This is a genomic window from Enterococcus sp. DIV1283b (assembly GCF_051710965.1).
In the GTDB taxonomy this organism is placed as follows: Bacteria; Bacillota; Bacilli; order Lactobacillales; family Enterococcaceae; genus Enterococcus_B; species Enterococcus_B lactis.
Map to the genome: position 1 here is coordinate 226,768 of NZ_JBIOLR010000001.1, position 15,046 is coordinate 241,813.

The window sequence follows — 15,046 nt, forward strand, 5'->3', positions numbered from 1 at the left end:
CAATATACTTGTAAGATTTCGTTTTTTGCCAACAGAACGAAAAACATGATAGAATGATGAAGCACATGATAGAAAGTGAGTGACGATATGTTAACAACAGAAGATTTTGATTTTGACTTGCCGGAAGAGTTGATCGCACAAACACCATTAAAAGACCGCGATCATTCTCGTTTACTTGTTTTGGATCGGAAAACTGGAGAAATGAAAGACAAGCATTTCCATGAAATCATTGAAGAATTACACCCTGGTGATGCGCTAGTCATGAATAATACACGAGTTCTGCCCGCTCGTTTATATGGAGAAAAACCAGATACTGGTGCTCATTTAGAAGTCCTTCTTCTAACGAATACAGAAGGAGATACGTGGGAGACATTGATCAAACCTGCGAAACGTGCCAAAGTTGGGACAAGAATCTCTTTTGGTGATGGCAGATTGCAAGCAGTAGTGAAAGAAGAATTGGAACACGGCGGACGGATCATTGACTTTGAGTATGAAGAAATTTTCCTAGAGATTCTTGAATCATTGGGAGAAATGCCATTGCCACCATATATCAAAGAACGTCTGGAAGACCCAGATCGCTATCAAACTGTCTATGCGAAAGAAAATGGTTCTGCTGCAGCGCCAACAGCGGGATTGCATTTTACGAAAGAACTGCTTGATGAGATCGAAGCAAAGGGTGTTGAATTAGTCTATCTGACACTACACGTAGGGTTAGGTACATTCCGTCCTGTCAGCGTAGATAAGATCGAAGAACACCATATGCATAGTGAATTCTACCGTTTGACGGAAGAAGCAGCTGAACGATTGAATCAAGTACGTAAAAACGGCGGGAAAATCGTGGCTGTCGGAACAACTTCGATTCGAACGTTAGAAACGATTGGAACGAAATTCAATGGAGAAATCAAAGCAGACAGTGGATGGACCGATATTTTCATCACGCCTGGCTATGAATTCAAAGTGGTGGAAGCTTTCTCAACCAATTTTCATTTGCCAAAATCAACTTTAGTCATGTTAGTAAGTGCTTTTGCCGGAAGAGAATTGACATTATCTGCTTATCAGCATGCAATTGACGAACGCTATCGTTTCTTTAGTTTCGGAGATGCGATGTTCGTGAAATAAGGTTATGAAAAGCACTGATTTTTGAATATCAAAAAGTTTTACAAAGATTTAATGACAAAGAAAAAGCCGAGCTCTCGATAAGCTCGGCTTTCTTGTATCTCGGAAGGATTCAAATAAACAGAAATGATTGTAACTTTCCATCATACATGCAAAGCACGGTGTTGAATTTCTTCATGTTAAACAAAAATTTTGTTTTCGTTACATCTTCAACATTTGAAACATCTCTTGTTCCTATTCAATTTTCAGACGTTTACGTTATTCAATTGTTACGTATCGCATTACTTCTTGTTTCGGATACTTCGTGATCCAAACATCCATACGCATTCACTATTTATAGGTTTGTACTCTACACGCATGTCTGGGTGAAACCTGTACTTCTAACAACTTTGTTTGCTTACATTGTTCTATCGAGAAATTCTTCTGTTTATTTGATGGTATCCTCCTTCCTTACAACTATATAATAGCATTTTTTGGCAGCGCTTGCAAATATAAGCGCTTTGGATTTTATGCTTTCTTAACAAATAATCAATAAGCCCTTTGTTTGAAGTAATTAAAAAAAGGGTGTTATAGTAAATGAAGGATGTTATAGTAAAATAAGTACCTTTTTTTGTGCGAAGATTTTGAAGGAGGAATAGGATGGAAGAATACAAGCAGACAATAGAAGAAGTAAAAAAGGTAACAGAAGCAGATCCAGATACTGGGGTGTCTTCACAAGAAGTGGATGAACGTCGAAAAAAGCAGGGATTGAATAAATTCGATGAGGCGCCGAAAGAATCGATGATCAAAAAATTCTTTCGAAGCTTGTCGGATTTTACAACGATCATCCTTCTTATAGCAGCGGTGATTTCCTTTTATACTGCATTTGCTACAGAGCATGGAGATTTATTTGAAGGACTGCTGATCATCGCTATCGTTGTGATCAACTCGGTATTGGCGATCGTCCAAGAAGGAAATGCAGAAAAAGCACTGGAATCCTTGCAAGATATGAATAAACAAACGGCAACTGTCATACGAGACGGCAAAGTGACCACTGTTGAGTCAGAGCAACTGGTGGTTGGGGATATTCTTGTTTTAGAGTCCGGTGATGCTATTTCTGCCGATGCCCGTTTGATCGAAGCATCACAATTGCGTGTAGAAGAATCGGCGTTGACTGGAGAAAGTGAAGCAGTCGAAAAAGATGCAGCATTCGTCGCAAAAGAAGATGAGTCATTAGGTGACCAACTTAATATGGTATTTAAAGGATGTACGGTTGCTGCAGGTCGTGGGAAAGCCATCGTCACTGCTATTGGTATGGCTACTGAAATGGGTAAGATCGCGGATCTTTTGAACGAAAACACCATGCAAAAAACACCTTTACAGGTCCGATTGAATCAGCTAGGCAAACGAATCAGTATGATCGCTTTAGCGGCTGCGGCTCTAGTATTTGTGATTGGCGAACTGCAAGGAGAACCACTCCTTGAGATGTTCATGACTTCGATTTCCTTGGCTGTTGCAGCTGTACCGGAAACCTTGACTGTTATTGTTACGTTGACACTTGCATACGGTGTGCAGAAGATGGCGAGGAAACATGCGATCATCCGGCAGCTACCAGCAGTAGAGACGCTAGGAACCGCTAATGTTATCTGCTCAGACAAAACAGGAACGCTGACACAAAATGAAATGCGCGTCCGCCGAGTCTGGAGCAAAGAAGATGAAGTAACGAATATCGAAGACTCAATGACGAACAGCGCGATGGAAATATTGAAAATGGCTGCATTATGTACAGATGTGACGGTCGAACAAGAAGACGATGAGCTTGTTATCAAAGGTAATCCAACAGAGGTAGCCATCGTTAGGGCTGTTGAAGAGAACTATCATACAAAAGCAGAATTAGAAGAAAAATATCCACGAGTAAACGAGCTTCCTTTTGATTCCGAACGAAAAATGATGACAACGGTTCATCAAATGGGCGAAAAATACATCTCAATCACCAAAGGAGCATTCGATGTTCTGGCTCCGCGCTTTAGTTCAGGCGATGTAGAACAAGCAGCAATCGTTAATGATCGCTTTGGTAAACGGGCACTGAGAGTGATTGCTGTTGGTTATGCTACTTATGATGAAGAACCGCAAGATATTTCTTCTGAAGCATTGGAAAAAGACTTACGTTTGATTGGCCTGATCGGAATGATCGATCCGCCACGTCCAGAAAGTAAAGGAGCAATCAAGCGAGCGAAAAAGGCCGGCATCAAAACAGTCATGATCACTGGAGATCATGTGGTAACTGCCAGTGCCATAGCGAAAGAATTAGGTATCTTGAATGATCCGTCAGAAGCACTCTCAGGATCAGAACTGCATCAATTATCAGACGAAGAATTAGATGCGCGTGTCAAAGCTCTCTCTGTCTATGCTCGGGTAACGCCAGAAGACAAGATCCGGATCGTCAAATCTTGGCAACGTACAGGTGCAGTCGTAGCGATGACAGGTGATGGTGTGAATGATGCACCAGCGTTGAAAGCAAGTAACGTCGGATGTGCTATGGGGATCACAGGGACAGATGTGGCGCAAAGTGCCGCAGATATGATTCTGACGGATGACAACTTTGCGACGATCGTCGATGCTGTCAGTCAAGGACGCTCGGTTTATCAGAATATTCGTAAAGCAATCAACTTTTTGCTAAGTTGCAACATTTCGGAGATCTTTATTGTTTTGATTGCGATGCTGTTAGGCTGGGGAGCGCCATTCACAGCTGTACAACTACTGTTTGTCAATGTAGTTGCCGATGGGCTTCCAGGATTTGCTTTAGGAAGAGAACCAGCAGAACACGGCATCATGGATCAGCCACCTATTCCGAAAAATGAAGGAATCTTTGCTCGAGGCTTATTGCAAAAAATCGCCATAAACGCAGGGGTCTTCACCATCGTAACCTTGTTTGGTTATTATTTAGGTAGTTATGTCGATACTATCAGCCCATGGGTAGACGCAAGTCAGCATGTCGGTCAAACAGTTGCATTCTTGATCTTAGCTTATTCATCGATTTTGCATGTATTCAATGTACGCAGCAGTCAATCGATCTTTAAAGTCAATTTAGCAACCAATAAAGCTTTGGTAGAAATGGCGTTACTGGCATTAGCTATTACAACGGCTGTTGCTTTGCTGCCGTTTACGCAAGAACTATTCGGCCTAGTACACATCAGTTTGAATCACTGGTTCTTGGTAGGAATTTTGTCTATCGTACCAATCGCGGTCAATGAACTGATCAAGTTCCATCGATTACCGGAAGCAGAAGAAGAGGTATAATTAACTGTTTCTAAGTTGATTTTCTTTTTACTGGAACTATACAAAAAAAGGAGGTGTGACATGAATGTTGTCACACCTCCTTTTTTGCTAATAGGCTGAATGTTTCTTTTACTACCTCTCGATAAACGGTGTTCTCCTGCCAACCCCTCGGTCACAAGTCACACTCTCTTTTAAATATCTTTCGGCAATTGTTCATAAAATGCTGCTTTTGTTGCGGAAATGTATGGGCTGAGCCATAGATAACCGATACCAGCAGTTGCTAATGCTAAGATATGCCAGCCGATAAATGAAAGATCCAACCAGAAAAGTTTTCCTTTGTAACCATCCATCAATTTTCGACTTGCGGTGATCGTATCCAGTACTTTAGGCGTTTGACCTGTTTCTTGGACGATATCATAATAGATAAAATAGCTTTGAGAATAAGAATAGCTTTTAATGATTCCAGGAATAACTAATAACAAACCCCATAATGTTGTAAAGATTGAAATCAGTACAGCTAAGCCGATTACTCCGCCGATAAACAAACCTTTGAATCCACGAAATGCATCTTTGAATGGTTCAATCTGATCTTTTTGACCGCGTAAAACATCAAGATAAGTCCAAGAAATACCACTCATGAACAAAGCGCTGATAATGCTAGAAATAATTCCACCGCCGCCTCCTGAACTACCGCTTCCTGATGCCATCGCATCTGAGACGTTCGCTGATCCATCATACGTGGCAATAGCAAACAAGATAATAGGAATCATAATAAGAAGAATAGCAGCAATACCAATCAATGTAGGGATTAGATTTAATAAAACAGCTTGACCCCACCGACCTTTTAAACTCTCTTTTGCTTGGCGTTTTAATTCTGCAGAAGATTGCATGATTTTTCCCTCCTTTCTTTCATAAAACCAATATACCATGTATCAAAAAATATTTCTGGCATAATGTTTTTTCTTTTTTGTTATTCATGAAAAAAAGATGAAAAAAAGAATATTAAATAAAGTAGAAGGAAGCCGAGGGAACTTGCAAAAAGCACTTGAAACGATTATGATGGTGGGAGTTGTCAAGATATTTTATATAGAAAGTAGGGAAATGAATGACGCAACCTGCCATTCGCTATCGTTTAATCAAGAAAGAAAAACATACTGGCGCGCGTTTAGGGGAATTGATCACGCCGCACGGAACTTTTCCCACACCAATGTTCATGCCAGTAGGAACATTAGCTACAGTAAAAACAATGTCCCCAGAAGAGTTGAAAGAAATGGGTGCTGGCGTTATTTTAAGTAATACATATCATTTATGGCTACGCCCTGGTGAAGACTTAGTAGAAGAAGCTGGCGGACTGCATAAATTTATGAACTGGGATCAACCGATTTTAACAGATTCAGGTGGCTTTCAAGTTTTTTCATTAAGTGATATGCGGAATATTGAAGAAGAAGGCGTGCATTTCAAAAACCACTTGAACGGTTCGCGTATGTTTTTATCACCAGAAAAAGCAATCAACATCCAAAATAAATTGGGCTCTGATATTATGATGAGTTTTGACGAATGTCCACCATTCGATGAAAGTTACGACTACGTGAAAAAATCAGTAGAACGTACGTCTCGATGGGCAGAACGAGGATTGAAAGCTCATGCTAACCCAGACCGTCAAGGATTATTTGGAATCATCCAAGGCGCAGGATTTGAAGATCTTCGTCGTCAAAGCGCGAAAGATCTAGTCGGCATGGATTTCCCTGGTTACTCAATCGGCGGGTTATCTGTCGGGGAACCTAAATCAGAAATGAATCGTGTATTAGAATTCACTACACCGTTGATCCCCGAAAACAAACCACGTTACTTGATGGGTGTCGGTGCTGCTGATTCATTGATCGATGGTGTTATCCGTGGAGTAGACATGTTTGACTGTGTCTTGCCTACTCGAATCGCTCGAAATGGCACATGTATGACTTCTCAAGGCCGTCTAGTAGTGAAAAATGCGAAATATGCCCATGATTTCCGTCCAATTGATGAGAAATGTGATTGTTACACATGTAAAAACTATACACGTGCCTATATCCGCCATTTGATCAAATGTGATGAAACATTTGGCATTCGTTTGACTTCTTACCATAATTTATACTTCTTGTTGAATTTAATGAAACAAGTACGTCAAGCGATCATGGATGATAATTTGCTTGAATTTAGAGAAGCCTTTTTTGAAGAGTACGGGTTCAATAAAGAAAACGCAAAAAGTTTCTAAAGGAAAATCTTTTAAAAATTAAGTAAAAAACTAGTGTTAGCAGCATTTTTCTGCTAAAGTGTTTTTTGTAGATACAGAATTAGTGAGGTGAAAAAAATGGGATCATTACCAATGCTTGTGATGTTTATCGCGCTATTAGCAATGTGGTTTTTTATGTCACGTTCGCAAAAGAAACAACAGCAAGAACGTCAAAACTTGTTAGATAGCATGAAACCAGGTGATTCAGTCGTAACGATCGGCGGATTACACGGAGTTGTTTCAGAAATCGACAATGATAAACGGACAGTCGTTTTAGACTGCGAAGGGATCTTCCTTGAGTACGATCGTGCAGCAATCAAAACGGTCAAACCAGGGACTGTCGTAACAAATGATGCAACAACGACTGTTGAAACAACAGAAGAACCAACTGAGACAGTTGAAGTAAAAACTGAAACAACAGAAACACTGGAAGAGACAGAAGAGAAAAAAGAAAAATAAGTATCAAAGCTTATTTAAAGACGAGGTAGGGCAGAAAGATGTCCTACCTCATTTTTTATTCAAAAAAGAAAGAGATAAGAGCATGGGATACATTGCTCAACATTGAATAATCGGGTGTGTCATATAAATAATAATAAATAACTTTATATATTTTTCTATACAAACGCCTGTAAATAAAGCAATTTTATATTTAAAAATAACTGTGAAAAAAATCACAAAAAAGTGTTTACATAGAAAAACAAATATTGTATGATATACATGTGAATGATTTAACAAATAACCATGACCCATTAGGAGGATAATGATGGCTAAAGTAATGGAAAAAGAAAAAACGAAGACAATTGACGTACAAGCAATGATTGATGGTTTGGCAGAAAAAGCAAATGCAGCATTGAAAGAAATGGAAAGCTTTGATCAAGAAAAAGTGGACCATATCGTGCATGAAATGGCAATGGCAGCTTTAGATCAACATATGCCATTAGCAAAGATGGCTGTGGAAGAAACAGGTCGCGGTGTTTACGAAGATAAAGCAATCAAAAATATGTATGCGTCCGAATATATTTGGCATAATATCAAACATGATAAAACAGTTGGTGTAATCAATGAAGATGTCCAAAAAGGATTGATTGAAATTGCTGAACCAGTCGGTGTGGTTTGCGGAGTAACTCCAACAACGAATCCGACTTCCACAACGATTTTCAAATCAATGATCGCGTTGAAAACAAGAAATCCAATCGTTTTTGCTTTCCATCCAAGTGCCCAAAAATCTTCTGCAGAAGCAGCACGAGTGGTACGTGATGCTGCTATCGCTGCCGGAGCTCCTGAAAATTGTATCCAATGGATCGAACATCCATCGATCGAAGCGACTTCTATGCTAATGAACCATCCAGGTATCGCGATCGTCTTAGCGACAGGTGGAGCTGGAATGGTCAAGTCTGCTTACTCTACAGGAAAACCAGCTTTAGGTGTAGGTCCAGGTAACGTACCAGCTTATATTGAAAAAACAGCAAAAATCAAACGTGCAGTGAACGATTTGATCGTTTCGAAAACATTTGATAATGGGATGATCTGTGCTTCTGAACAAGCTGTGATCGTGGACAAAGAAATCTACGCAGCAGTAAAAGCGGAATTCCAAGCACACCAAGTTTATATCGTAAAACCAGATGAATTGCAAAAATTGGAAGATGCAGTGATGAACGAAGGAAAATATGCGGTCAATCCATCAATCGTTGGACATTCTGCGATGGAAATCGCTAAATTGGCAGGAATCAGTGTACCAAAAGGAACGAAAATGCTGATTGCTGAATTGGAAGGCGTAGGACCAGACTATCCGCTATCAAGAGAAAAACTTTCTCCAGTTCTTGCCATGATCAAAGCTAACAATACGGACCATGCGTTCGATTTGTGTGAAGGTATGTTGAATCTTGGAGGATTAGGACATACAGCAGTTATCCATTCAGAAAACGAAGAGTTGCATGTCAAATTCGGTCTTCGAATGAAAGCTTGTCGTATTTTAGTGAATACACCATCTGCAGAAGGCGGCATCGGTGATATCTATAACGAAATGATTCCGTCATTGACTTTGGGATGCGGTTCTTATGGTAAGAACTCTGTTTCTCGTAACGTCTCTGCTGTAAACTTAATCAATGTCAAAACTGTAGCGAAACGGAGAAATAACATGCAATGGTTCAAATTACCGCCAAAAATCTTCTTTGAAAAGAATTCTCTATTGTACTTAGAGAAAATGGAAAATGTTGAACGTGTCATGATCGTTTGTGACCCAGGTATGGTCCAATTTGGTTACTGCGATACAGTTCGTGAAGTATTGGCACGACGCAAAAATGATGTGAAAATCGAAGTCTTCTCAGAGGTTGAACCGAACCCATCGACAAATACCGTATACGCAGGAACGAAATTGATGGCAGACTTCAAGCCGGATACAGTAATTGCTCTTGGAGGCGGTTCTGCAATGGACGCGGCTAAGGGAATGTGGATGTTCTACGAACACCCAGACACATCTTTCTTCGGTGCAAAACAAAAATTCTTGGATATCCGTAAACGGACATACAAGATCGATAAACCAGAAAAGACACAATTCGTATGTATCCCGACAACATCAGGAACTGGTTCTGAAGTAACACCATTTGCGGTCATCACTGACAGTGAAACACATGTGAAATATCCGTTAGCAGATTATGCATTGACACCGGATGTCGCAATCGTCGATCCTCAATTCGTCATGTCAGTTCCAGCATCTGTCACAGCAGATACAGGAATGGATGTGTTGACGCATGCAATTGAATCTTATGTTTCAGTCATGGCTTCAGATTATACACGCGGGTTGAGTCTGCAAGCGATCAAATTAGTCTTTGACAATTTAGAAAAATCAGTGAAAACACCTGATATGGAATCACGTGAAAAAATGCACAACGCTTCTACAATGGCTGGTATGGCGTTTGCTAACGCATTCCTAGGTATTTGTCACTCAGTCGCACATAAAATCGGCGGGGAATACGGGATCCCTCATGGACGGACAAATGCGATTCTTTTACCGCATATTATCCGCTATAATGCAAAAGATCCACAAAAACATGCGATGTTCCCTAAATATGACTATTTCCGTGCAGATACAGATTACGCAGATATTGCAAAATTCTTAGGTCTGAAAGGCGAAACAACAGAGGAATTAGTCGAAGCTTTAGCAACTGCTGTTTATGAATTAGGAAAATCTGTCGGCATCAACATGAGTCTAAAAGCTCAAGGAGTCACACAAGAAACACTAGATACAACCGTAGACCGTATGGCTGAATTAGCTTACGAAGACCAATGTACGACAGCTAATCCGAAAGAACCATTGATCTCTGAATTGAAACAGATCATCATTGATGCTTACAATGGATAAGCAAAAGAAAGCATAGAAAAGAGATAAAAAAATAGATGAAAAAGAACTTGGAAAACGTTGTTTCTCCAAGTTCTTTTTTTGTTTTCTAAGTATTTGAAAGTTACTTTTGTTATTTAACGTTTAGGTCAATTTTAGACAGTTTTTGTTCAAAAAGCGATATTTATAGTGAACGGTATTACTGCTATATTAAGGATATAAAATGAAAGCGTTTAAAAAGGTGGCGTAAAGATGATTATTAAAGAAGAGATTTTTGTACCTAAAGAATTAGTGAAAGAAAAAATTGACCTGCTCGTTGAAAACCTGACAACGATCAAAGACGATAACGGTGAATTTTTATTGGACTTTGATGGATTGAAAGTAGATGACAAAAGCTGGACAGTATGGAATTGGCCACAAGGTGTCGGATTATACGGTATTTATAAAAATTACCAGATGACAAAAAATCCTCGCGCTTATCAAGTAGTCAATGAATGGTTTGAAGATCGGATGGAAGAAGGCGCTCCGCCAAAAAACGTCAATACGATGGCCCCATTGTTGACGATGGCTTACTTGTATGAAGACACGAAAGATTCACGCTATTTGCCTTATTTAGAACAATGGGCAGAATGGGTCATGAATGACATGCCTCGGACAAATGAAGAGGGGTTGCAACATGCCACATATGGACCGGAAAATAAGAATCAGCTGTGGGATGATACATTGATGATGACAGTGCTTCCTTTGGCAAAAATCGGAAAACTGTTGAATCGCCCAGAATATTTAGAAGAAGCACGTTACCAGTTTATGATCCACATCAAATACTTGATGGATAAGCGGACAGGGTTGTGGTATCACGGCTGGACGTTTGAAGGAAATCATAACTACGCCGAAGCATTTTGGGCTCGTGGAAACTGCTGGTTGACGATTGCTATTCCAGAAATCATCGAGATCTTAGAACTATCGAAAGAAGATGCATTGCGCAAATTATTGATTGAAACACTTGAAGCACAAGTGCGTGCATTAAAAACTTATCAATCTGAAAGCGGTTTATGGCATACGTTGTTAGATGATCCTTCTTCTTATGTGGAATCTTCTGCAACTGCAGGGTTTGCTTACGGTATTTTGAAAGCGGTCCATAAACGTTATTTGCCGCAAGAATATAAAGAAGTCGCTTATCGTGCTATCCAAGGATTGCTTGAACAAATCGATGAAAAAGGAGAAGTCCAAAACGTTTCAATCGGGACAGGAATGGGGGATAGTTTAGATTTTTATCGGAATATCGGAATCACAGCAATGCCTTATGGACAGTCGTTAACGGTGCTTTGTTTGACAGAATTGCTCGTCTCTTATTGTTAAAAGAAAGGAAACCCATATGAAAAAAACATCACTGCTGTTTGCAGCAAGTTCGCTTAGCCTAGGTCTGCTAGGTCTAAGCGGCTGCGGAAATAATTCTAGTGTGGCAACTGTCGCAGATGCAGACGTAAATGAGACAGTTACCTTGCGCTTTGCTTATGCAAGCAACAGCCAGCCGGTAATTGATGCAATGAATGAATTTGGGCGTTTAGTAAAAGAAAAAACAGATGGTTCCGTACAGATCCAGTATTTTCCAGATGGACAACTGGGTGGAGAACGGGAACTGATCGAGTTGACACAGTCAGGAGCAGTAGATTTCACAAAAGTAAGTGCCTCAGCATTGGAAAGTTTTTCTAAAGATTATTCGATTTTTTCAGTTCCCTATCTATTCAATGATGAAGAACATTTTTTTAAGGTGATGGATAATGAAGAAATAATGGAACCAATCTACCAATCAACCAAAGATTTAGGATTTACCGGATTGACCTATTATGATTCTGGTCAACGTAGTTTTTATATGGTAGACGGACCAATCCATACACCGGAAGATTTGAAGGGAAAGAAAATCCGTGTGATGCAAAGCGAAACAGCTATTAAAATGGTAGAGCTTTTAGGTGGTTCGCCAGTCCCCATGGGAAGTGATGAGGTATACACTTCTCTTCAATCCAATTTGATCAACGGATCAGAAAACAATGAATTTGTCTTGTATACAGCTGGACATGGCGGGGTAGCTAAATACTATTCTTATGATGAGCATACACGTGTGCCCGATATCATCATCATGAATGATGCTATCAAAGAACAGCTAACTGCTGAACAGGAAAAAGCGATTGAAGAAGCAGCAAAAGAATCGACGGTTTTTGAAATCGAAGCTTTTGCCAGAGCAATTGAAGAAGAGAAAGCTTTAGCACAAGAAGAACATGGAGTTCAATTCAATGATGTAGATAATACACCGTTTCGAGAGGCAGTCGCGCCGATTCATGATACATTCAAAAACGATCCTGCCTACAAAGACCTTTATCAAAAGATCCAAGAGCAAGGAGCGTAGCTGTGATGAAAATGATTTTAAATAAGGTGTTAGAGATCCTAGGAGCTGTTTTGCTTGTTGGGATGGTCGCTGTCGTTTTATGGCAAGTATTTTCCAGAACGGTTTTAGGAAATCCAAATACGGTCACAGAAGAGCTTGTCCGATTCGGTCTTGTCTGGTTTGCCATGTTATCTTCCGCGTATGTTGTGGGACAAAAAGCACATTTAGCCGTAACGGTTTTAAGTGAAAAATTATCTGGTAAAAAAAGTAAGATTTTAGAAGTCGTTGTTCAAAGTTTGTTTCTGGTATTTGCTGCGATGATCATGGTGTATGGCGGATGGAATGCTGTCACATTGACAATGGGGCAGATCTCACCTTCTTTAAGCATTCCGATGGGGTACGTCTATTTGTCAATACCTGTCTCAGGTATACTCATCATTATCTATAGTCTGATCAATCTAATCGATACATTAAGCAACAAGCCAGCAATTCAAGAAAAAATATAAAAATGGAGGAATAAAATGGCAATAGAAGCCGGATTAGTGTTATTTTTTGTATTTGTCGTGTTGCTTGTATTAGGGATGCCGATTGCTATAAGTATTGCGTTCTCATCAATGATGACTTTATTGTTAGTTATACCGTTTGATGTTTCTGCTTTTAGTTCAGCTCAAAAAATGGTGGGAAGTATCAACAGTTTTTCGCTCATCGCTATTCCGTTTTTTGTTCTTTCAGGTATTATCATGAATAATGGAGGGATAGCCAAGAAACTAGTGGATTTTGCGATGTTGTTCGTCGGACGCGTACCGGGGGCTTTGGCTCATACGAATGTGTTAGGGAATGCTTTATTTGGTTCCATCTCTAGCTCAGCCATTGCCGCTTCTACCGCGATTGGCGGAGTCTTGATCCCTCAGCAAGTGGAAGAAGGATATGACCGGAAGTTTGCGACAGCGGTCAATATCGCGTCAGCTCCGACAGGTATGGTCATTCCTCCAAGTACTGCTTTTATCATGTATTCACTTGTTGCTGGTGGTGCTTCGATTTCGGCTTTATTTATGGGAGGTTATCTCGTAGGGGCTCTGTGGGCACTAGGAATCATGCTAGTAGCATTCATCGTTGCTAAAAAGAATAAATACCCTGTTGTCGAAAAAGGACAGATGGCTCATGCTGGAAAAATAATAAAAGAGGCGATTCCTAGCCTTCTATTGATTGTCATCATTATCGGTGGTATCTTGACGGGGATATTTACAGCAGTAGAAGCTTCAGCGATAGCTGTCATTTACTCCCTATTGATTGCTATGTTTTACTATAAAACGGTAAAACTAAAAGATATACCTAATATGTTGTTTCAATCAGTAGCAATGTCAGGGACGATCATGTTCTTATTGGCTACTTCTTCCATGATGTCTTTCGCCATGGCGTTTACCGGTATTCCTCAGGCGATTAGTTCGTTGATTATGGGCGTAACGGATAATAAGCTAGTGATTCTGTTATTAGTCAATCTTGTGTTATTACTTGTGGGTATGTTTATGGATGTAGCGCCTGCTATTTTGATTTTTACACCAATATTTTTACCGATCGTCACAAGTGTAGGGGTTGATCCTGTACATTACGGGTTGTTTTCAATCATGAATCTGTGTGTAGGATCCATCACGCCACCTGTAGGTACAGGGCTATATGTCGGTGCAAGTGTAGGAGGCGTAAAAGCAGAGGCAATGCTGAAACCACTTCTTCCGTTTTATGGGATTATCCTAGTCGTCTTGTTTTTGATTACCTATTTCCCGCAAATTGTCATGTGGCTACCCAATATGCTGAGTTAGGAGAATAATTATGTTGAACATTACAATTAGAGGACATGATCTTTCCCAAGTCCAAACGATAGAAGATCTTGCAGAAAAAACAAAAGAACAAGGGATCCATACACTGCAGCTCGCCTTAGGTCTTTCGTTTCCTGAAATGTCTTCTGGCGCAAACGAAATCAATTCTGGGATGGGAAATTATGTCAAACAAGTCTTAGAAAAGCAAGAAGTGTCCGTAGGAATTTTAAGTTGCTATATCAATATGATTCATCCAGATTTAATGATACGAGAAGAGTTGCTGACAAAGTTCGAGCAGTATCTTCACTATGCTTCTTCCTTTGGTGCGTCGATGGTTGCTTCGGAAACTGGATGTGTCTTGCCGGAAATCCAATATACGGAAGAAAATTTCACAGATGAAGCATTTGCTGAAGCAGTGTCCGTTATCCGTCGCTTGGTAAAAGCTGGAGAAAAATACCAAATGATGGTGGGGATAGAACCAGGTTTGAATCATCCGGTGTATTCTTTAGCAAGAGTAGAGCAGCTGATCCAAGCAGTGGATTCGGACTATCTAGGAATCATTTTAGATCCGACAAATTTGATCACAAGTACTAATTATCAAGAACAAGTCCAATTGGTAGAAGAAGCTTTTGAGCGTTTTGGTGAAAAGATATGTGCGGTTCATTTGAAAGATTTTCGTGTCGAACAGGAAAAAATCGTGCCGGTAAATTTGGGAGACGGTGTGATCGAGTACACAAAAATCAAAGAAATCATCAAGAAGAACCGTCCGTATCTGTATGTGGTTCTTGAAGAAACAAAAGATGATGGGATTCGTTATGGAAGAAGTCTTCTTGAATAATGTAAAGAAGGCATTGATTAACTAATATTTA

The 15,046-nt window shown here is 40.0% G+C and carries 11 protein-coding genes; 10 read left to right on the forward strand and 1 reads right to left on the reverse strand.

Features of this window, described 5'->3' with window-relative positions; genetic code table 11:
• The first annotated feature begins 87 nt into the window (after positions 1-87).
• Together queA and IGJ53_RS01130 are read left to right on the forward strand one after the other, a co-directional pair.
• Complete coding sequence (gene queA, locus IGJ53_RS01125; protein ID WP_438749355.1) at positions 88-1,119, forward strand: tRNA preQ1(34) S-adenosylmethionine ribosyltransferase-isomerase QueA; 1,032 nt, start codon at positions 88-90, stop codon at positions 1,117-1,119.
• Positions 1,120-1,755: 636 nt separating this feature from the next.
• Complete coding sequence (locus IGJ53_RS01130) at positions 1,756-4,395, forward strand: cation-translocating P-type ATPase (RefSeq protein ID WP_010731785.1); 2,640 nt, start codon at positions 1,756-1,758, stop codon at positions 4,393-4,395.
• 170 nt (positions 4,396-4,565) lie between these two features.
• Here the strand turns inward: IGJ53_RS01130 and IGJ53_RS01135 are convergent, their stop codons facing one another.
• A complete protein-coding gene (locus tag IGJ53_RS01135) occupies positions 4,566-5,264 on the reverse strand; it encodes a DUF975 family protein (RefSeq protein WP_010731786.1) in 699 nt (232 codons plus the stop codon).
• Positions 5,265-5,479: 215 nt separating this feature from the next.
• Here IGJ53_RS01135 and tgt point away from each other — a divergent pair, with 215 nt between their 5' ends.
• The 8 genes from tgt (at position 5,480) to IGJ53_RS01175 (ending at position 15,015) form a co-directional block, all read left to right on the forward strand.
• A complete protein-coding gene (gene tgt / locus IGJ53_RS01140; RefSeq protein WP_002294183.1) occupies positions 5,480-6,625 on the forward strand; it encodes a tRNA guanosine(34) transglycosylase Tgt in 1,146 nt (381 codons plus the stop codon).
• Positions 6,626-6,721: 96 nt separating this feature from the next.
• Positions 6,722-7,102: a preprotein translocase subunit YajC gene (gene yajC, locus IGJ53_RS01145; RefSeq protein WP_010731787.1), complete on the forward strand. Its 381-nt coding sequence runs from the start codon at positions 6,722-6,724 to the stop codon at positions 7,100-7,102.
• A 304-nt stretch (positions 7,103-7,406) separates the two neighbouring features.
• Positions 7,407-10,004, forward strand: a complete 2,598-nt coding sequence (gene adhE, locus IGJ53_RS01150; RefSeq protein ID WP_259742050.1) for a bifunctional acetaldehyde-CoA/alcohol dehydrogenase — start codon at positions 7,407-7,409, stop codon at positions 10,002-10,004.
• Between the two features lie 228 nt (positions 10,005-10,232).
• Positions 10,233-11,339 (forward strand): beta-galactosidase BglB, encoded by a 1,107-nt coding sequence (bglB, locus tag IGJ53_RS01155; RefSeq protein WP_002309738.1) that lies wholly within the window; start codon positions 10,233-10,235, stop codon positions 11,337-11,339.
• Between the two features lie 16 nt (positions 11,340-11,355).
• On the forward strand, positions 11,356-12,384 hold the full coding sequence (locus IGJ53_RS01160) for a TRAP transporter substrate-binding protein (protein ID WP_010731790.1): 1,029 nt from the start codon (positions 11,356-11,358) through the stop codon (positions 12,382-12,384).
• A 5-nt stretch (positions 12,385-12,389) separates the two neighbouring features.
• Positions 12,390-12,869 carry a TRAP transporter small permease gene (locus IGJ53_RS01165; protein WP_002328053.1) on the forward strand — a complete coding sequence of 160 codons (480 nt, stop codon included), beginning with the start codon at positions 12,390-12,392 and terminating at the stop codon, positions 12,867-12,869.
• Between the two features lie 15 nt (positions 12,870-12,884).
• Positions 12,885-14,180 (forward strand): TRAP transporter large permease, encoded by a 1,296-nt coding sequence (locus tag IGJ53_RS01170; protein ID WP_002329715.1) that lies wholly within the window; start codon positions 12,885-12,887, stop codon positions 14,178-14,180.
• Positions 14,181-14,190: 10 nt separating this feature from the next.
• Positions 14,191-15,015 (forward strand): sugar phosphate isomerase/epimerase family protein, encoded by an 825-nt coding sequence (locus IGJ53_RS01175; protein ID WP_438749359.1) that lies wholly within the window; start codon positions 14,191-14,193, stop codon positions 15,013-15,015.
• Positions 15,016-15,046: the final 31 nt, after the last annotated feature.

Excerpts from the sequence above, each read along its gene's own strand:
- queA (WP_438749355.1), top strand. The coding sequence starts at position 88 with ATGTTAACAACAGAAGATTTTGATTTTGACTTGCCGGAAGAGTTGATC.
- IGJ53_RS01130 (WP_010731785.1), top strand. The coding sequence starts at position 1,756 with ATGGAAGAATACAAGCAGACAATAGAAGAAGTAAAAAAGGTAACAGAA.
- IGJ53_RS01135 (WP_010731786.1), bottom strand. The coding sequence starts at position 5,264 with ATGCAATCTTCTGCAGAATTAAAACGCCAAGCAAAAGAGAGTTTAAAA.
- tgt (WP_002294183.1), top strand. The coding sequence starts at position 5,480 with ATGACGCAACCTGCCATTCGCTATCGTTTAATCAAGAAAGAAAAACAT.
- yajC (WP_010731787.1), top strand. The coding sequence starts at position 6,722 with ATGGGATCATTACCAATGCTTGTGATGTTTATCGCGCTATTAGCAATG.
- adhE (WP_259742050.1), top strand. The coding sequence starts at position 7,407 with ATGGCTAAAGTAATGGAAAAAGAAAAAACGAAGACAATTGACGTACAA.
- bglB (WP_002309738.1), top strand. The coding sequence starts at position 10,233 with ATGATTATTAAAGAAGAGATTTTTGTACCTAAAGAATTAGTGAAAGAA.
- IGJ53_RS01160 (WP_010731790.1), top strand. The coding sequence starts at position 11,356 with ATGAAAAAAACATCACTGCTGTTTGCAGCAAGTTCGCTTAGCCTAGGT.
- IGJ53_RS01165 (WP_002328053.1), top strand. The coding sequence starts at position 12,390 with ATGAAAATGATTTTAAATAAGGTGTTAGAGATCCTAGGAGCTGTTTTG.
- IGJ53_RS01170 (WP_002329715.1), top strand. The coding sequence starts at position 12,885 with ATGGCAATAGAAGCCGGATTAGTGTTATTTTTTGTATTTGTCGTGTTG.
- IGJ53_RS01175 (WP_438749359.1), top strand. The coding sequence starts at position 14,191 with ATGTTGAACATTACAATTAGAGGACATGATCTTTCCCAAGTCCAAACG.